Consider the following 16,605-nt stretch of genomic DNA (forward strand, 5'->3'; position numbering starts at 1 on the left):
ATTCCGCTCAAGGCGACCCGGTTTGGGGGAGGCGCTGGACATCTGGACATTCAAGGTCAGGCAACCGCACAGCCCACTAGTATATAGAGGGGGGGAGCGGCACAATAGCCGGGTCCATATGGCATTGTGAAACTACTGTGACGGAAAAAACCGGACGCTTCGTCGGATGGATAATGGGTCGTTCGGCGACTAGAAGACTGTATCGTGGATTTAACAGTCTTTTTCGCTTCATGGTTGCACAATGTCGGTTTCGCACAGCTATAAATATTTGGAACTTTTGCCAAAGGCCCAAGATCAATAGACGGTTGCCTGATAAAAGGGACAGTGTCGGTTTCAGTGGAGGGTCTGCAATTGGATCCTTGTTGTGAATCCGATGACAAGATTATTCGCGCAGCCGGGGCATCTCGCGCTGCGCTTTTCGTGTGTGCCGGTTCAGAGGCCGCAGGAAACTTGCCTGGAGGGGGAGAACTTTTGCGAAAAGCCCGAGTCTATGTTTGCAAGCCCGGTCGTTTAGTGATGCAAGCCTCCTCCGAGCTTATCGAGGAGTGTTCATGCTAACCCAGGAAGAGGATCAGCAACTGGTCGAACGCGTTCAGCGCGGCGACAAGCGTGCTTTCGATCTGCTAGTGCTGAAATACCAGCACAAAATTCTCGGGTTGATCGTGCGTTTCGTGCACGACACCCATGAAGCCCAGGATGTGGCGCAGGAAGCCTTTATCAAGGCGTATCGCGCACTTGGAAATTTTCGCGGAGACAGTGCGTTTTATACGTGGCTTTACCGCATCGCCATTAACACGGCGAAAAACTATCTGGTTTCACGCGGCCGTCGGCCGCCGGATAGCGATGTCAGTTCCGAGGATGCAGAGTTCTACGATGGCGATCATGGCCTCAAGGATCTCGAGTCGCCAGAACGGGCTTTGCTGCGGGATGAGATCGAAGGCACCGTCCATCGAACCATTCAGCAACTGCCGGAAGATTTGCGTACGGCTTTAACTTTACGTGAATTCGATGGTCTGAGTTACGAGGACATTGCGAGCGTCATGCAATGTCCGGTGGGCACCGTGCGCTCCCGGATTTTCCGCGCCCGGGAGGCCATCGATAAAGCCCTGCAGCCGTTGTTGCAGGAAAACTAAAGACAGCGGCGACAGCCAAGAGAGGAACGCCATGAGTCGGGAAGCCCTGCAGGAATCGCTGTCCGCAGTGATGGATAACGAAGCGGACGAATTGGAATTGCGTCGGGTACTGAGTGCCTGCGACGATGTTGAAACCCGTGAAACCTGGGCTCGTTATCAGATCGCTCGGGCAGCGATGCACAAGGATCTGTTGCTTCCACGCCTGGATATCGCAGCGGCCGTCTCTGCAGCTCTGGCTGACGAAACCGTTCCGGCAAAAGTCTCCCGTGGTCCATGGCGCAGCCTGGGTCGCCTGGCAGTGGCTGCTTCGGTGACCGTTGCCGTACTGGCAGGTGTTCGTCTGTACAATCAGGATGAGATCGCTGGTGTCGAACTGGCGCAGCAGTCCACCCAACAGAATCTGGCTGCTCCTCAAGTAAAAGGCCCGGCCGTTCTGGCAGGCTATAATGAGGGTTCGGAATCCACTGGCCCTATGGCCAGCGGTGTATTGCAAGGTCAGCCGGGCTGGCACGATCAACGTCTGCCGAGCTACTTGCGCCAACACGCTCAACAGGCTGCACTGAAAGGTACTGAGAGCGCTCTGCCTTACGCTCGTGCAGCAAGCCTGGAAAACCGTTAAGGAGGATCATGCGCGCCATACCTCTACTTTCGCTTCTGCTTAGTGGCTGGTTTGTTGTTCCAGCCCACGCCGATGACGCTCAGGACTGGTTGACCCGTCTTGGTCAGGCCGAGCAGCAGCAAAGCTTTCACGGTACTTTTGTCTACGAGCGTAACGGTAGTTTTTCTACCCATAACATCTGGCACCGCGTCCAGGATGGCAAAGTCCGCGAGCGTTTGCTCCAGCTCGACGGCTCAGCGCAGGAAGTCGTACGCATTGATGGACATACTCAATGCGTCAGCGGCACCCTGATAGCCGGGCTGGGGGATTCGCCAAACTCCGCAGCTCGTGCACTCGATCCACAAAAGCTCAAGAACTGGTATGACCTTGCTGTCATCGGCAAGTCGCGCGTGGCCGGGCGTGCGGCAGTGATTGTTTCACTGACGCCTCGCGATCAACACCGTTACGGGTTTGAACTGCATCTGGATAAGGAAACCGGCCTGCCGCTCAAATCGTTACTACTTAACGACAAAGGGCAGTTGCTGGAGCGCTTCCAATTCACGCAACTCAATACCGTCGATGCTCCCTCCGACAGTGACTTGCAGCCTGGCGCTGATTGCAAGCCAATCAACCTTGCCAGCGACAAGGCCTCGGCGATCAAAGCTGCACAGGTCTGGCATTCGGATTGGTTGCCTCCCGGCTTTGAGCTGACGAGCAGTTCGGCGCGCAAGGATCCGCAAACCAAAACACAGGTCAGCAGCCTGCTCTATGATGATGGCCTGGCGCGTTTTTCGGTGTTCCTGGAGCCTTTGAATGGCGCTGCCGTCATTGACACTCGAACTCAGTTGGGTCCCACCGTTGCGGTTTCCAGGCGCTTGACCACACCACAAGGCGAGATGATGGTGACCGTGGTAGGCGAAATTCCGGCAGGTACCGCGGAACGAATTGCGTTATCCATGCGTACTGATGCCGCTGCCAGCAAGCAGTGAGCTTAAATCGAAATGTTTCGTGAGCATTTCAGTTTGCAAATCCCTCCCAAATTTTTTATAGGTCAGAGCCCTCGGCTCTGGCCTTGTTTGTTGTTCCCGGAACAAAAATACCGGCGTATCTTTCCCGGTGTTCATTGATCCATATCGCTTAACCATGCTCGTCGTAACGGGAGCCGTATGTCGATACCACGTTTGAAGTCTTATCTCTCCATTTTTGCCACCGTGCTGGTGCTCGGTCAGGCGGTCGCTGCACAAGCGGTCGAATTACCTGACTTCACGCAGCTGGTCGAGCAAGCTTCGCCGGCAGTTGTGAATATCAGTACCACGCAGAAACTGCCGGACCGCAAGGTGAACCAGCAGATGCCCGATCTCGAAGGCTTGCCGCCGATGCTGCGCGAGTTTTTTGAGCGTGGCATGCCGCCACAGCCGCGCACGCCCCGCGGCGATCGTCAGCGTGAAGCCCAGTCCCTGGGATCGGGTTTCATCATCTCGCCTGACGGCTACATCCTGACCAACAACCACGTGATTGCCGATGCCGACGAGATTCTCGTCCGTCTCGCTGACCGCAGCGAAATGAAAGCCAAGTTGATCGGCACCGACCCGCGCTCCGACGTGGCACTGCTGAAAATCGAAGGCAAGGATCTGCCAGTGCTGAAACTCGGCAAGTCCCAGGACCTGAAAGCCGGTCAATGGGTCGTGGCGATCGGTTCGCCTTTCGGCTTTGACCACACGGTGACCCAAGGCATCGTCAGTGCCGTCGGCCGCAGCCTGCCGAACGAAAACTATGTGCCGTTCATCCAGACCGACGTGCCGATCAACCCGGGTAACTCCGGTGGGCCGCTGTTCAATCTGAATGGCGAGGTGGTCGGGATCAACTCGCAGATATACACCCGTTCCGGCGGCTTCATGGGCGTCTCGTTCGCGATTCCTATCGATGTGGCCATGGACGTTTCCAATCAGCTGAAAAGCGGTGGCAAAGTCAGCCGGGGCTGGCTGGGCGTGGTGATCCAGGAAGTGAACAAGGATCTGGCCGAGTCGTTCGGCCTGGATAAGCCGGCCGGTGCCCTGGTCGCCCAGATCCAGGATGACGGCCCGGCAGCCAAGGGTGGCCTGCAAGTCGGCGACGTGATCCTGACCATGAATGGTCAACCCATCGTGATGTCCGCCGATCTGCCACATCTGGTGGGTGCGCTGAAGGCTGGCTCCAAGGCCAACCTGGAAGTGATTCGTGAAGGCAAGCGCAAGAACGTCGAGCTGACGGTTGGCGCTATCCCAGACGAAGACAAAGAGCTGGGTACGCTACCGAAATCGGGCGTCGAGAGCAGCAGTAATCGTCTCGGTGTTTCCGTCGTCGAACTGACCGCGGAGCAAAAGAAAGCCTTTGACCTCAAAGGCGGTGTGGTAATCAAGGAAGTTCAGGACGGTCCTGCTGCCATGATCGGCTTGCAGCCGGGCGATGTGATTACTCACCTGAATAATCAGGCCATCGAGTCCACTCAGCAATTCACCGACATCGCCAAGGCGTTGCCGAAGAATCGTTCGGTGTCGATGCGGGTTCTGCGCCAAGGTCGTGCCAGCTTCATTACGTTCAAACTGGCTGAATAATCCGGTTGCTGGCTAAATAAAAAACCGCCTCGAAAGAGGCGGTTTTTTTGTGCATGAAAATCAATGATTTCCGAAGCCGTCAGCCCATCATGTCCTTGATCATCCGCTCCTGTTCCATCAACTCTCGCTGACGGGCATCGATTCGCGACGACAGCGGGAAGTTACTGCCTGCCTTGCGTTTGGCGAAATCCAGTTGCTGGATAGCCTGGCGATAGTCACCGACCAGAGCGAAGTACTCGGCGCGTGCCTGATGCAGGCCGATGATGTTGCCTGACAAACCACGAGTCTCGGCCACCTGGTACCACACGTCCGGATCGTCCGGACGCGACTTGAGCAGACCTTCCAGCGCTTTTTCGGCATCGGCGGCGCGATTCTGTTTCAGCAGCAGGTCGACGCGCACCTGGTTGAGCGGATAGTTGCCGGGGTACTGGGTCAGCATTCGGTCTACCCGGCCTTGCGCGTCCGCCAGTCGATTGTTGGTGATGTCCAGATCGATTTGCGCGAGGTTGTAAATGATCTCGTTCGGCGATTTGGCCAGCAGTAGCTTTAGATTTTCCCGGGCTTCGTTCAACTGTCCACCCTTGATCTGGGCGATTGCCAGGCCGTAGCGAGCGACATCGCTTTTCGGATTTTCATCCAGTTGCGCTCGAAAACGCTTGGCACCCAATCCAGGGGTTTCCTCATAGATCAGCTGGACCCGTGCTCGAATCAGCTGATAGCGCAGGGTGTCTTCGATACCGCCCGGTCTGGCCTGTTCGGCGCGGTTGCGGGTGTCGGCGATACGCGATTCCGTCACCGGGTGAGTCAGCAGGAATTCCGGTGGCTTGGCGTCGAAGCGGTATTGACGGCCCAGGCGTTCGAACATCGAAGGCATCGAACGCGGGTCGTATCCGGCCTTTTCCAGATTGAGGATGCCGATACGGTCGGCTTCCTGTTCGTTCTGGCGTGAGAAACGCCGCTGTTCCTGAATCGCGGCAGCCTGCGTACCCGCAATGGCGGCGATCCCGGCATCGCCGGCACCGGCCGCGGCAATCACGATGCCGGCCAGCAGCGCGGCCATCATCGGCACTTGCATGCGCTGCTGTGCTTCAACGCCACGGGCAAAGTGGCGCTGCGACAAGTGAGCCAATTCGTGAGCCAGTACGGAGGCATATTCGCCTTCAGTCTGGGCGTTGAGGAACAAGCCACCGTTCACCCCGACAATCCCACCCGGCGCCGCAAAGGCGTTGAGTTGCGGGCTGTTGATCAGGATGAACTCCAGGCGACGGTCATTGACCTGGCTGGTCTCCACCAGCCGGTAGACGCTGGATTCGACATAGTCCTTGAGTTGGGGGTCGTTGAGCTGCGACACCTGGCTGCGCAACAGGGCCAGCCACGCGCGGCCCAATTGGTATTCCTGCTGCGGCGAGACGATGGCAGAACTGGCGTCACCGAGTGACGGCAGGTCGTCGGCGAAGCCCGGTGAGGCGAGCAGGCAAGCGAGCGTCAGCAGGGTAGGGCGCAAAAAAGTCATGCACAAAGCCTTAGTCGACAAAGACCTTACTGTAGCCGGACACCAGCCTCGCGACCAGATATTCTAGGCAGCTCAACCACCTGAACCGGAGTGATGCAATGACCGACGCTGTAGCCCATGACGTTGAACTGGACGCCAGTGGCTTGAATTGCCCGTTGCCGTTGCTCAAGGCCAAGATGGAACTTAACCGTATGGTCAGTGGTGCGGTGCTCAAGGTGATTGCCACCGATGCGGGCTCGCAGCGCGATTTTCGCACCTTTGCCCGATTGGCCGGTCATACGCTGCTTCGCGAAGAAGATGAGGCGGGCGTGTACCGCTATTGGTTGAAAAAAGCCTGAACCTGCGGCATTTGTTCTTAAGGATTATTGATGTTCAAAGTGTTACGCGACTGGATTCAGCGCTACTTCTCCGACGAAGAGGCCGTGGTTCTGGCGGTTCTGCTGGTCCTGGCGTTCACTGCCGTGCTGACCCTGGGCGGCATGCTGGCGCCGGTACTGGCCGGGATGGTGCTGGCGTATCTGATGCAAGGGCTGGTGCTGACCCTGGAGCGCCTGCGTGTGCCGGGCGCGGTGGCGGTGGGGCTGGTCTTTGCGTTGTTCATGGGCGTGCTGCTGGTGTTCATCGTGGTCGTGGTGCCGCTGCTCTGGCACCAGCTGATCACCTTGTTCAACGAGTTGCCGGGCATGCTCGCCAAGTGGCAGTCGCTATTATTGCTGCTGCCGGAACGCTATCCGCATCTCGTGTCCGACGAGCAGGTGCTGCAAGCCATCGAAGTGGCGCGGGGCGAGATTGGCAAGTTTGGGCAATGGGCGCTGACGTTCTCGTTGTCGAGCCTGCCGCTGCTGGTCAACATCATGATCTATCTGGTGCTGGTGCCGATTCTGGTGTTTTTCTTCCTCAAGGATCGGGCGATGATCGGTCAATGGGTGCGTGGCTACCTGCCTCGCGAGCGAGCGCTGATCACCCGTGTCGCCCATGAAATGAACCGGCAGATCGCCAATTACATTCGCGGCAAGGTCATCGAGATCTTCATTTGTGGTGGTGTGACTTACATCGCCTTCGTCGTTCTGGAGCTCAACTACGCGGCACTGTTGGCGTTGCTGGTCGGTGTGTCGGTGGTGGTGCCCTACGTCGGGGCCGTGGTGGTGACCGTTCCAGTGCTGTTGATCGCGCTGTTTCAGTGGGGCTGGAGCGATCAGTTCATCTATTTGATGGCGGTCTACGGAATCATCCAGACGCTGGACGGCAACGTACTGGTGCCGTTGCTGTTTTCGGAAGCGGTCAACCTGCACCCGGTGGCGATCATCTGTGCAGTGTTATTGTTTGGCGGGTTGTGGGGGTTCTGGGGGGTGTTCTTCGCGATTCCCCTGGCGACCCTGTTCAAGGCCGTGCTGGACGCGTGGCCGCGCAAAGAGCCAATAGTTGCGCCGTTGTTGTAACGGGTGGCTCTGGTTTGTTCGGTGAGGTTCGTGGCCTCTTCGCGAGCAGGTAAGTTTGTGTTGAACACAACACTAATGCGCAGCCGAGCCTGCCCGGGAAGGCGCCTGAGCGGGCGTGCGATCAATCAGGCCTTGTTCAGCGCCTGAGCAGCCGCCAATACCGCATCAACATGCCCCGGCACCTTCACACCGCGCCATTCCTGACGCAGCACGCCATTTTTGTCGATGAGGAACGTGCTGCGATCCACGCCCATGTATTCCTTGCCGTACAGCTTCTTCAACTTGATCACGTCAAACAGCTGGCAAAGCGCTTCTTCCTTGTCGCTGATCAGCTCGAACGTGAACGCCTGCTTGGCCTTGAAGTTCTCGTGGGATTTGAGGCTGTCGCGGGACACGCCGAACACTTCGGTATTGGCCGCTTTGAAGGCTTCAAGCTGATCGCGAAAGCCCTGACCTTGAGTGGTGCAGCCCGGCGTGCTGTCTTTCGGATAGAAGTAGATCACCACCTGCTTGCCTTTGAGTGCCGCCAGGCTGACGGTTTGCCCGCTGGTGGCAGGGGCTTCGAAGTCGGCAACCGGTTGATCGATGGCAACGGCCATGAAAGCTTCCTTACATTGGGTTTTGTGGGCGCCACGGTTCGATCAGCGCATCAAGGTTCAGCGCATCGGCGAAATCCAGGAACTGATCGCGCAACCAGCTGATCTGCACGCCGGCCGGCAGGGTCACGGTGAAGGTGGCATTGAGCATGGTGCCGCCGGTTTGCGGAGCCTGATACGTGTCGCAGGTCAGGTTTTCCAGCTCGACGTTGTGGTCCATGAAGAACTGGCACAGCTCATTGATGATGTCCGAGCGGTAAGCCGAACTGACATAAGCGACGTACGGCAGGGCCTGGGGACGGTTCTCCAGGGCCGCGCTGCGCACCACGTTGACCGTGAAGGCGTGTCGTTTTGCCAGCACCGGCAGGCTGCCTTCCAGGCGTGCCAGGGCGTCCCAGCTGCCGGAGACTTCGAGGACCAGCGCACTGCACTCGCCATGACGGGTCAGGCGAGAGGTGACCACGGCACAGCGGTTTTCATGGCTGGCGCGGCACAGGACGTTAGTCAGCTCCATGGGGTTGGCGCCGAGGGCACTGATGACAAGGAATTGTTCGCGAACTGTGGGGGTGGACATGCAGCATTCCTAAAGCGATGAGCGGTCGGTACTTCTATCGGCTTGTTTTGCCGGGGGCGAGCCTGCGGATGCGAATTCAGAAAGTCCCGGGCGCAGGTTGCAACGTGCTCCAGTATGGCAGGAGCGGGCGGTGGCAACGCTGGAATGGGGCTTGTGATGCCGAAAATGGAGGCTCAAACCCGACGTACGAGCTTGTCAGTACCGATCAAAGTCTGAAGGGTAGCGAAAAGCGACGCCAAGGGGAATGGCGGCAGCGCAGTACTTCGCTTGTACAAGCATCTTGGCGCCAGTACCATTACGGCTCTCTTTTTCCGGCAGGAGCGGTTGCATGATTGCGGGCAGTATGGTGGCACTGGTCACACCCATGGATGCACAAGGTAATCTCGACTGGGACAGCCTGAGCAAACTGGTGGACTTTCACCTGCAAAACGGCACCCACGCCATCGTGGCGGTCGGCACTACAGGTGAATCGGCCACCCTCGATGTGAACGAACACATCGAAGTGATCCGGCGTGTAGTGAAGCAGGTCAATGGTCGCATTCCGGTGATCGCCGGTACCGGCGCAAACTCGACGCGCGAAGCCATCGAGCTGACCACCAACGCGAAGAACGCCGGCGCCGACGCCTGCCTGCTGGTCACGCCGTACTACAACAAGCCGACCCAGGAAGGCTTGTACCAGCACTTCAAGGCCATCGCCGAAGCCGTCGATATCCCGCAGATCCTCTACAACGTGCCAGGTCGTACCGCGTGCGACATGCAGGCCGAGACCGTGATCCGCCTGTCCACCGTCAAGAACATCATCGGCATCAAGGAAGCCACCGGCGACCTGAAGCGTGCCAAAGCCATCATCGACGGTGTCAGCAGCAATTTCCTGGTGATCTCCGGTGACGATGCCACCGCAGTCGAGCTGATCCTGCTGGGCGGCAAGGGTAATATTTCGGTCACCGCCAACGTCGCCCCGCGCGAAATGGCCGACCTGTGCATCGCAGCCCTCAACGGCGATGCCGAGAAGGCGCGTGCCATTCATGAAAAGCTGATGCCGCTCAATAAAACCCTGTTTATCGAATCCAACCCTATCCCCGTGAAATGGGCGCTGCATGAAATGGGCTTGATGCCGGACGGTATCCGTCTGCCGCTCACCTGGCTCAGCGCCGAATGTCACGAACCGCTGCGCCAGGCCATGCGCCTGTCCGGCGTCCTGGTTTAATTGAGGAAGTACTACGCATGAAGCGAATGGCCGGACTTTCCGCACTTGCCTTGATTATCTCCAGCACCAGTGGCTGCGGATGGATCTGGGGCCCGGAAGGTTATTTCCGTGACCGTGGTAGCGATTACCTGGAAGCGCAACAGACTGCACCGATGCAACTGCCACCGGATGTCAGCACCGCCAAGCGTCTGGATCCGCTGTTGCCGATCCCGCGCAACGTGGCCGATGACACTGCCAAGGGTGAATACGTTGTTCCTCGGCCACAGCCATTGTCGGCCGCCGCCGACGCCAGCGCTTATTCCTTGCAGAAGAGCGGTGATTCGCGTTCGATCCTGGCGCAGAACCCTCCGGCAGAAGTCTGGCCCGTGGCCGTGCAGTTCTTCCAGGACAATGGTTTCCGCCTGGACGAGCAACGCCCGCAAACCGGCGAATTCACCACCACCTGGCAGCGTTCCGACGAGCTGTCGGCAGCCATGGCCAAGCGCCTGAGCGCGGCGGGCGTCAGCACTGACAGCGAAACTCGCGTGCGGGTACGTATCGAACCGGGTGTTCAGCGCAATACCAGTGAAGTCTACGTGGTCAGTGCCGAACGTCCTGCCGGCAGTGCTGCCGACGTGGCTTTCACCAATCGTTCGGTCAATACCGGCCTGGACGCGGCACTGGTCGACGACATGCTCGCGAGCATGAGCCGCATCTCGGAGAAGGGCGGTTCGGTCTCCATGCTGGCCTCCCGTGACTTCGACACTCCGAGCCGTGTCAGCCTGAACGTCGATGGCAGTGGCAACCCTGTCCTGAACGTCGGTTCCGACCTGGATCGTGCATGGTCGAGCGTCGGTCGTGCGCTGGAGCAGGGCGAGTGGCGTGTTGAAGACATTAACCGCAGCCTGGGCCTGTACTACATCAACCTGGCGGAAAAAGCCGAGAAGAAGGACGACAAACCAGGCTTCTTCAGTGGATTGTTCGGCAGCAAACCGGACAAGGAAGAAGTCGAAGCCCGCGCCGAGCGCTATCAGGTTCGCCTAAGCAAGGTGGGTGATAGTGTTCAGGTCACCGTCGAGAAAAACATCAACACCGTGGCGCCGGCTGACGTGGCGCGCAAAGTGTTGACCGTGATTCAGGACAATTTGGGCTGATCACATGCGTTTTGCCGTTCTCGGCAGCGGTAGCCAAGGGAACGGCACGCTGATAGCCAGCGCTGATACGTACGTGCTGGTGGATTGTGGTTTCTCCCTGCGGGAAACCGAAAAACGCCTGCTGCGCCTGGGTGTGAACCCTGCGCAGCTGAGCGCGATACTCGTGACCCACGAACATGCCGACCACGTGCATGGCGTGGGTTTGCTGTCTCGGCGCTACAATCTGCCTGTCTACCTCAGTCGCGGCACCTTGCGCGGGATGCGCAAACCCGTCGAACCCGCGGGCTTTCTGGCGGGCGGTGAGCAACTGCAGATCGGCGACTTGAGCATTGGCGTCATTGCCGTGGCCCACGATGCGCAAGAGCCGACGCAATATGTATTCAGTGACGGCCAACGGCGCTTCGGCCTGTTGACCGACCTGGGCTCGTATTGCAGCAGGGTACTGGACGGCTATCGGGATCTCGATGCACTGATGATCGAGGCCAACCATTGCCGTGACATGCTGGCTCGCGGTCACTACCCGTACTTTCTCAAGCAGCGGGTGGGCGGTGAACTGGGACATTTGAACAACCATCAGGCGGCATTCCTGGTGGCCGAGTTGGGCTGGCAAGGCCTGCAACACCTGGTCCTGGCCCATCTGAGCAGCAAGAACAACCTGCCGCAGCTGGCCCGGCAATGTTTTGTCGACACCCTCGGGTGCGACCCGGACTGGCTGCAACTGGCCGATCAAGATTCAGGGCTCGACTGGCGACATATCGCCTAGCCCATCTACTTAGCAAGCGGAGCCCATCATGGAAAAACGTGAAGAACTCTACCGCGGCAAAGCCAAGTCGGTTTACAAGACCGACGACGCTGACCGCTTGATCCTGCTGTTTCGCAACGACACCTCGGCGTTCGACGGCAAGCGCATCGAGCAGCTCGACCGCAAAGGCATGGTGAACAACAAGTTCAACGCCTTCATCATGCAGAAACTCGAAGCAGCCGGCGTGCCGACTCAATTCGACAAACTGCTGGGCGACAACGAGTGCCTGGTGAAGAAGCTGGACATGATCCCGGTCGAGTGCGTCGTGCGTAACTACGCTGCCGGCAGCCTGGTCAAGCGCCTGGGTGTTGAAGAGGGCATGAAGCTCAACCCTTACACCTTCGAACTGTTCCTGAAGGACGACGCCAAGGGCGACCCGTTCATCAACGAATCCCACGTCGTGGCATTCGGCTGGGGTACCGCTGAGCAACTGGTTCGCATGAAAGAACTGTCGCTCAAGGTCAACGAAGTGCTGACCAAACTGTTCGACGACGCTGGCCTGCTACTGGTGGACTTCAAGCTGGAGTTCGGTGTGTTCAGTGACGGCTCCATCGTGCTGGGCGATGAATTCAGCCCGGATGGCTGCCGCCTCTGGGACAAGGACACCAAGAAGAAAATGGACAAGGACCGCTTCCGTCAGGGCCTCGGTGACGTCATCGAAGCCTACGAAGAAGTGGCCAAGCGTCTGGGCGTACCGCTTTAACCGACGCAAGCATCTGATAGCACAGAAATATTTCGCGAAAGGGGGTTCGCTTCCGGCGAAAGTGTTGTTATGATGCGCGCCGTTGGAGAGATGCCAGAGTGGCCGAATGGGACGGATTCGAAATCCGTTGTACCTTCACCGGTACCTAGGGTTCGAATCCCTATCTCTCCGCCATACATTGAAAAGCCCCGTAGCTGAAAAGTTACGGGGCTTTTTTGTTGTGCGTGGTTTCCTGCGATCCAGGCTTTCCCCCCGAAATACCCCCTGACACTCAATCACTCCCTCCCAAAAAATCCTCCGCTACTCTGTTTTTCGCAGATCACTGATCTGCCGTAACCAGTAATCGCAAGGAGCGAATAATGTATTTTGAGATTTACAGGCAAACCCGTGGCACCGTTCAGCATGGTAAGGGCCAATGGCGGTGGCGTTTGCGGGCGGGGAATCATGAAACGGTTGCCAGTGGTGAGGCTTACGTCAACAAGTCTGACTGCGTGCATGCCATCAGTTTGATCAAGGGGACTTGCGATCAGACCCCGGTCAAGGAGATCTAGACTTCCGGTGGTGAAGCTGCTCAATCAGAGCGGCTTCGTTTCAGTCGGGCGCTCTCATTGAGTATTTTCGCAATAAACGCAAATGCTTGAGGCGATTCGCTCAGGTCGCATAGACGCCGATTGCGACACCTCCCTAAACTGTCGGCAGTTAAAGGGCGCGGGGCCAATGGATGAATCGCAATGAACTACGCAAGGCCGACATCAACCTCATGGTGGTGTTTGAAACGCTGATGCTTGAGCGCAATGTCACCAAGGTGGCGAAGAAGTTGTTTCTTGGTCAGCCCACCATCAGTTCGGCGCTCAACCGCTTGCGTACGATGTTCAATGATCCGTTGTTCATTCGCGTCGGCCACCGCATGGAGCCGACGGCGCGGGCCGAGGAGATCTTTCGGCACCTGTCGCCGGCGCTGGATTCGTTGTCGGTGGCATTGAGCCTGACCCACGATTTCGACCCGAGCAGCAGCACGATGACCTTTCGCATCGGTATGTCGGACGATGTCGAATATGCGCTGTTACCGCCCTTGCTGCGTGCGTTGCGCCAGGAAGCGCCGAAGGTGGTGTTCGTGGTGCAGAGTGTCGATTACTGGCGGATTCCCGACTTGCTGGCGGCGGGCGATATCACGGTCGGTATCACCCAGACGCGCGGTCTGCCGGCCAACGCCAAGCGCAAATTGTTGCGGCACATCCATCCTTCCGTGCTGCGTGCCGATGCCTCTGATACGCCGCTGACCGTCGATGAATATTGCTCGCGCCCGCATGTGCTGGTATCGCATATCGCCAATGTCAGCGGTTTTGCCGATGAGTGGCTGGCGCAGATCGGCCGTTCGCGTCAGGTCGTGCTATCGGTGCCGCAATACAGTTCGTTGCCGGCGTTGCTGGCCGGTACTGACCTGATTGCCAGCCTGCCGGATTACACCGCCGAGGCGATGGCGGCATCTGGGCAATTGTTCAAGGAACCGTTTCCGTTCAAGACCCCGACCCTTGAGTTATCCATGGTCTGGCTCAGTCATGTCGACAGCGATCCCGCCGAACGCTGGCTGCGTTCACGACTTGAGGCGTTCATGGGGGAGCGCAATCTCTTCTCGCTGTCCCAGTGAACTGGGTAGCTTTGTGTTACACGTACGAACTTTCCACCGACCTACAGGAGTTATGCCATGCCTCACCTGCATCTGGAATACACCGCCAACTTGCCTGAACTGAACACCGATGTGGCGTTGATGCGGCTTAACAATACGCTGGTGGCCTCCGGTCAATTCGGTGCCGAGTTCGACATCAAGAGTCGGGCGGTGAGGGTCGATACGTTCAAGGTCGGCACGGCATTGGCCGAGCGGGCGTTCGTGCATGTGAAGCTGGCGCTCTTGAGTGGCCGCTCGCCGCAAATCAAGCAGCAGCTGTCCGATAGCCTGCTGGCGGTGGTGAAGGATCTGTGTGAGTGGCCGGCGGGGGTTGAAGTCCAGCTCTGTGTGGAAATCCTCGACATCGATCGCGAGTCATACACCAAGACCGCCATCGGCCCTTGAGTTTCAGGTTATTTCCGGCTCGGCGCAGGCCTTGATGATTTTCCCGCGCAACCAAGTGTTGGCGCTGTCCTGATCGACGCATTGGCTCCAGTGCATGTCCAGGGTAAATCCCGGCAGGCCATTGGGCGCTTCACGGTGATCGAAGAGGGGCTCCTTGGCCAGCAATTGCTGGATACGCCGCGGCAGCGTGAGGATCAAATCGGTGCCGGTGATCATCTTCAGCGCCGCACTGTAGCTATTGGCCCGCGCGACAATCTGTCGTTGCCGGGCTTGCTGCGCCAACCAGCCGTCGACCATGTTGGTGGTGGACATCCAGGGGGTCGGGTACACATGCCGGCGCTCGACAAAGGTTTTCAGGCTCAAGCACGTCTCCGGCGGGGTGGCGCGTGGGTCGAAGACGCAAACCAGGTCATCTCTGAGTAGTGTCCTGGTGTTGAAGTCGCCGTGGCTGCGATGAAAGTTCGGGCCGAATCCAATCACCAGGTCGAGGCTGCCATCACGCAGTGCCTCGGCCGGGATGTCGGTTTCCAGCTTGTGCATATTGATCATTACCGGCAGATCGGCGAAGGCGAAGTCCTTCAATAGACGCGGCAGGATCAACTGCTCGAAGTATTCCGGGGCACAAATGTTGAAGGTGACTGGCTGCGAAGTTGGATCGAACGCTGACGCCCCGGCGTGGCACAGGTTGATGCTTTCGAGGATCTTCAGCACGTGGGGGTACATGCTGCCGGCTTTATAAGTGGGGCGCATACCCGTGCGGGTATTGATGAACAGCTCGTCTTCGAAGCTGTTGCGCAGTTTTTTCAGGCAGTAGCTCACGGTGGACTGGCTGACACACAGTGCCTCGGAAACCTCGGTGACACTGTTTTGCTCGTACACGGCGACGAACACCATGAGGTCCTGCATATCCAGCTTTCTTAGCACGTTACTGTTCAGCATCCATTCCGTCTCGAAGTGCTCGTTGCGCTGACCTGCGCAATCTTGTGCGATTGATCCTAGCGGAATGCAGGAGCGAGGAAAACGTCCTGTCAGTAATCAACTCTGGATCGTGACGGGTATCGCGCGTCGGCTGGACAGCAACAGTGCCAGCATTCCGATCCCGACCAACGCTGCGCCCACCACTTCCAGCGGCATTGGTGACTGGCGCCACCAGAACCAGTGAAACAACGTGATAAACAACGTGCTCAGGTAGATATAGGAAATCACCGAGGACGGAGCGATCACGCCAATGGCCCGGTGCAGCAGCCAGAAAGTCGCCAGGGTGGCGAACAGTGCCAGGTACACCAGCCAGTAAAAATCACTCATAGCCAGCAATGACGCCGAACGCCAGCCGCCACTGGAGCCGCAGAACACCAGCAGAAACAGCGCACCGAACAGCATGTTCCAGAAGGTCATGCCCACCGGTCCGCGCCCCTTGAGGCTGCCGGCCTTGAGTCGCTGGCTCAGGGGCGAATAGAGCGCCAACGCCAGGCAACCAACCCCATACACCGACAATGCATACGGCGAGGGCAGTTCGCCCGGGCCGGTGCCTTTCATCACCAGCAACACGGCCCCGACAGCGGCAATCAGCATAGGTGCCACCCGTTGCTTCAGATGGCTGTCGGGCATCAATACCGCTTCAAAAGCCAGGGTCAGCAATGGCACCAGAGTGAACATCGTTCCGGTGTTGACCGCCGAGGTGTAGCGCAACGCCTCAAACAGCGAGCCGAAATACACCGCCAGCAACAAACCGAGCACGCCATGGCCAAGTAGACCACGGGCAGTGATGGGGCTATCGCCTTTGATCAGTAGCAGGGGCAAAAACACCAGGGCACAAAACAGCAGACGCAACCCAGTCAGCAGGATCGGGTCGATGGCTTGACTGACCTGCGCCGCAGCGGCAAACGAGGCAGCGATCAGCAAGGCCCAAAGCAACATGCCGGCGTGAGCGACGGCGAAACCGTTGTGTTTCATGGTGGGATTTCCTGGTTTGCAGGGACCCGATTAGGCGCGCACCTGCCGGAGGCGGCAAATCAAAAAGTCCACACCGGTATTTGGAAATCAAATATTCCGTTTACCGATAGAACGGCCGGGCTCAGGGCGTGGAGGAGAAAAATATTACCCGGGGCTGAACCCGAGCTGAACCATTCTCAAATAAGCTGAAAGTCTTAATCGTTTTTCCATTGCCAACTAATCGTTGGCTTATTTTTCACAAAAAATTGATGGTTGGCTGCCTAGAGTTAGTGCTGTTGCGGTAAATGAA

General features: G+C 58.0%; 18 protein-coding genes and 1 tRNA gene. 14 read left to right on the top strand and 5 right to left on the bottom strand.

What is annotated here, in order from left to right; genetic code table 11:
* Positions 1–551 precede the first annotated feature (551 nt).
* The 4 genes from rpoE to AC07ZE_RS07870 all read left to right on the top strand — a co-directional run bounded on the left by rpoE (position 552) and on the right by AC07ZE_RS07870 (position 4,325).
* Entirely contained in the window at positions 552–1,133 is a 582-nt protein-coding gene (gene rpoE / locus AC07ZE_RS07855) for an RNA polymerase sigma factor RpoE/AlgU (RefSeq protein ID WP_003172477.1), read from the top strand.
* A 31-nt stretch (positions 1,134–1,164) separates the two neighbouring features.
* Entirely contained in the window at positions 1,165–1,752 is a 588-nt protein-coding gene (locus tag AC07ZE_RS07860; RefSeq protein WP_207263013.1) for a sigma-E factor negative regulatory protein, read from the top strand.
* Positions 1,753–1,760: 8 nt separating this feature from the next.
* On the top strand, positions 1,761–2,720 hold the full coding sequence (locus tag AC07ZE_RS07865; protein ID WP_207263024.1) for a MucB/RseB C-terminal domain-containing protein: 960 nt from the start codon (positions 1,761–1,763) through the stop codon (positions 2,718–2,720).
* Between the two features lie 177 nt (positions 2,721–2,897).
* The gene (locus AC07ZE_RS07870; RefSeq protein WP_207263026.1) at positions 2,898–4,325 is read left to right on the top strand and encodes a DegQ family serine endoprotease; all 1,428 of its coding nucleotides are present in this window, start codon (positions 2,898–2,900) and stop codon (positions 4,323–4,325) included.
* Between the two features lie 79 nt (positions 4,326–4,404).
* Here the strand turns inward: AC07ZE_RS07870 and AC07ZE_RS07875 are convergent, their stop codons facing one another.
* On the bottom strand, positions 4,405–5,838 hold the full coding sequence (locus tag AC07ZE_RS07875) for a M48 family metalloprotease (RefSeq protein WP_207263028.1): 1,434 nt from the start codon (positions 5,836–5,838) through the stop codon (positions 4,405–4,407).
* A gap of 98 nt (positions 5,839–5,936) precedes the next feature.
* On the opposite strand from AC07ZE_RS07875, the gene AC07ZE_RS07880 reads away from it, so the two are divergent.
* Together AC07ZE_RS07880 and AC07ZE_RS07885 are read left to right on the top strand one after the other, a co-directional pair.
* Positions 5,937–6,176, top strand: a complete 240-nt coding sequence (locus AC07ZE_RS07880; protein WP_095195482.1) for a sulfurtransferase TusA family protein — start codon at positions 5,937–5,939, stop codon at positions 6,174–6,176.
* Positions 6,177–6,206: 30 nt separating this feature from the next.
* Complete coding sequence (locus tag AC07ZE_RS07885; RefSeq protein WP_207263030.1) at positions 6,207–7,277, top strand: AI-2E family transporter; 1,071 nt, start codon at positions 6,207–6,209, stop codon at positions 7,275–7,277.
* A gap of 125 nt (positions 7,278–7,402) precedes the next feature.
* On the opposite strand, the gene AC07ZE_RS07890 is transcribed toward AC07ZE_RS07885, so the two are convergent.
* Both AC07ZE_RS07890 and AC07ZE_RS07895 read right to left on the bottom strand, forming a co-directional pair.
* Positions 7,403–7,876 carry a peroxiredoxin gene (locus AC07ZE_RS07890; RefSeq protein WP_175390309.1) on the bottom strand — a complete coding sequence of 158 codons (474 nt, stop codon included), beginning with the start codon at positions 7,874–7,876 and terminating at the stop codon, positions 7,403–7,405.
* Positions 7,877–7,886: 10 nt separating this feature from the next.
* A complete protein-coding gene (locus AC07ZE_RS07895; protein WP_056856013.1) occupies positions 7,887–8,447 on the bottom strand; it encodes a glycine cleavage system transcriptional repressor in 561 nt (186 codons plus the stop codon).
* 328 nt (positions 8,448–8,775) lie between these two features.
* Here AC07ZE_RS07895 and dapA point away from each other — a divergent pair, with 328 nt between their 5' ends.
* The 8 genes from dapA to AC07ZE_RS07935 all read left to right on the top strand — a co-directional run bounded on the left by dapA (position 8,776) and on the right by AC07ZE_RS07935 (position 14,363).
* A complete protein-coding gene (dapA, locus tag AC07ZE_RS07900) occupies positions 8,776–9,654 on the top strand; it encodes a 4-hydroxy-tetrahydrodipicolinate synthase (protein WP_095195485.1) in 879 nt (292 codons plus the stop codon).
* A 17-nt stretch (positions 9,655–9,671) separates the two neighbouring features.
* Positions 9,672–10,787 (top strand): NlpB/DapX family lipoprotein, encoded by a 1,116-nt coding sequence (gene bamC, locus AC07ZE_RS07905; protein ID WP_207263032.1) that lies wholly within the window; start codon positions 9,672–9,674, stop codon positions 10,785–10,787.
* 4 nt (positions 10,788–10,791) lie between these two features.
* A complete protein-coding gene (locus AC07ZE_RS07910) occupies positions 10,792–11,550 on the top strand; it encodes an MBL fold metallo-hydrolase (protein ID WP_207263035.1) in 759 nt (252 codons plus the stop codon).
* A gap of 28 nt (positions 11,551–11,578) precedes the next feature.
* Positions 11,579–12,292: a phosphoribosylaminoimidazolesuccinocarboxamide synthase gene (purC, locus tag AC07ZE_RS07915; protein WP_095195488.1), complete on the top strand. Its 714-nt coding sequence runs from the start codon at positions 11,579–11,581 to the stop codon at positions 12,290–12,292.
* 84 nt (positions 12,293–12,376) lie between these two features.
* Positions 12,377–12,466 (top strand) — tRNA-Ser (locus tag AC07ZE_RS07920).
* A gap of 185 nt (positions 12,467–12,651) precedes the next feature.
* A complete protein-coding gene (locus AC07ZE_RS07925) occupies positions 12,652–12,843 on the top strand; it encodes a YegP family protein (RefSeq protein WP_207263037.1) in 192 nt (63 codons plus the stop codon).
* Positions 12,844–13,013: 170 nt separating this feature from the next.
* Entirely contained in the window at positions 13,014–13,940 is a 927-nt protein-coding gene (locus tag AC07ZE_RS07930) for a LysR family transcriptional regulator (protein ID WP_207263039.1), read from the top strand.
* Between the two features lie 57 nt (positions 13,941–13,997).
* The gene (locus AC07ZE_RS07935) at positions 13,998–14,363 is read left to right on the top strand and encodes a 5-carboxymethyl-2-hydroxymuconate Delta-isomerase (RefSeq protein ID WP_207263041.1); all 366 of its coding nucleotides are present in this window, start codon (positions 13,998–14,000) and stop codon (positions 14,361–14,363) included.
* Positions 14,364–14,366: 3 nt separating this feature from the next.
* Here the strand turns inward: AC07ZE_RS07935 and AC07ZE_RS07940 are convergent, their stop codons facing one another.
* Together AC07ZE_RS07940 and AC07ZE_RS07945 are read right to left on the bottom strand one after the other, a co-directional pair.
* A complete protein-coding gene (locus tag AC07ZE_RS07940; protein ID WP_207263043.1) occupies positions 14,367–15,302 on the bottom strand; it encodes a LysR family transcriptional regulator in 936 nt (311 codons plus the stop codon).
* Between the two features lie 96 nt (positions 15,303–15,398).
* Positions 15,399–16,316: a DMT family transporter gene (locus tag AC07ZE_RS07945; RefSeq protein WP_207263045.1), complete on the bottom strand. Its 918-nt coding sequence runs from the start codon at positions 16,314–16,316 to the stop codon at positions 15,399–15,401.
* Positions 16,317–16,605 lie beyond the last annotated feature (289 nt).

Source organism: Pseudomonas sp. GW101-3H06 (assembly GCF_059424605.1).

Bases quoted from the DNA above. Each gene is read 5' to 3' on its own strand.
- bamC (WP_207263032.1), top strand. From the start codon at position 9,672: ATGAAGCGAATGGCCGGACTTTCCGCACTTGCCTTGATTATCTCCAGC.
- AC07ZE_RS07880 (WP_095195482.1), top strand. From the start codon at position 5,937: ATGACCGACGCTGTAGCCCATGACGTTGAACTGGACGCCAGTGGCTTG.
- AC07ZE_RS07910 (WP_207263035.1), top strand. From the start codon at position 10,792: ATGCGTTTTGCCGTTCTCGGCAGCGGTAGCCAAGGGAACGGCACGCTG.
- AC07ZE_RS07945 (WP_207263045.1), bottom strand. From the start codon at position 16,316: ATGAAACACAACGGTTTCGCCGTCGCTCACGCCGGCATGTTGCTTTGG.
- rpoE (WP_003172477.1), top strand. From the start codon at position 552: ATGCTAACCCAGGAAGAGGATCAGCAACTGGTCGAACGCGTTCAGCGC.
- purC (WP_095195488.1), top strand. From the start codon at position 11,579: ATGGAAAAACGTGAAGAACTCTACCGCGGCAAAGCCAAGTCGGTTTAC.
- AC07ZE_RS07925 (WP_207263037.1), top strand. From the start codon at position 12,652: ATGTATTTTGAGATTTACAGGCAAACCCGTGGCACCGTTCAGCATGGT.
- AC07ZE_RS07870 (WP_207263026.1), top strand. From the start codon at position 2,898: ATGTCGATACCACGTTTGAAGTCTTATCTCTCCATTTTTGCCACCGTG.
- AC07ZE_RS07875 (WP_207263028.1), bottom strand. From the start codon at position 5,838: ATGACTTTTTTGCGCCCTACCCTGCTGACGCTCGCTTGCCTGCTCGCC.
- AC07ZE_RS07885 (WP_207263030.1), top strand. From the start codon at position 6,207: ATGTTCAAAGTGTTACGCGACTGGATTCAGCGCTACTTCTCCGACGAA.
- AC07ZE_RS07860 (WP_207263013.1), top strand. From the start codon at position 1,165: ATGAGTCGGGAAGCCCTGCAGGAATCGCTGTCCGCAGTGATGGATAAC.
- AC07ZE_RS07865 (WP_207263024.1), top strand. From the start codon at position 1,761: ATGCGCGCCATACCTCTACTTTCGCTTCTGCTTAGTGGCTGGTTTGTT.
- AC07ZE_RS07890 (WP_175390309.1), bottom strand. From the start codon at position 7,876: ATGGCCGTTGCCATCGATCAACCGGTTGCCGACTTCGAAGCCCCTGCC.
- AC07ZE_RS07895 (WP_056856013.1), bottom strand. From the start codon at position 8,447: ATGTCCACCCCCACAGTTCGCGAACAATTCCTTGTCATCAGTGCCCTC.
- dapA (WP_095195485.1), top strand. From the start codon at position 8,776: ATGATTGCGGGCAGTATGGTGGCACTGGTCACACCCATGGATGCACAA.
- AC07ZE_RS07930 (WP_207263039.1), top strand. From the start codon at position 13,014: ATGAATCGCAATGAACTACGCAAGGCCGACATCAACCTCATGGTGGTG.
- AC07ZE_RS07940 (WP_207263043.1), bottom strand. From the start codon at position 15,302: ATGCTGAACAGTAACGTGCTAAGAAAGCTGGATATGCAGGACCTCATG.
- AC07ZE_RS07935 (WP_207263041.1), top strand. From the start codon at position 13,998: ATGCCTCACCTGCATCTGGAATACACCGCCAACTTGCCTGAACTGAAC.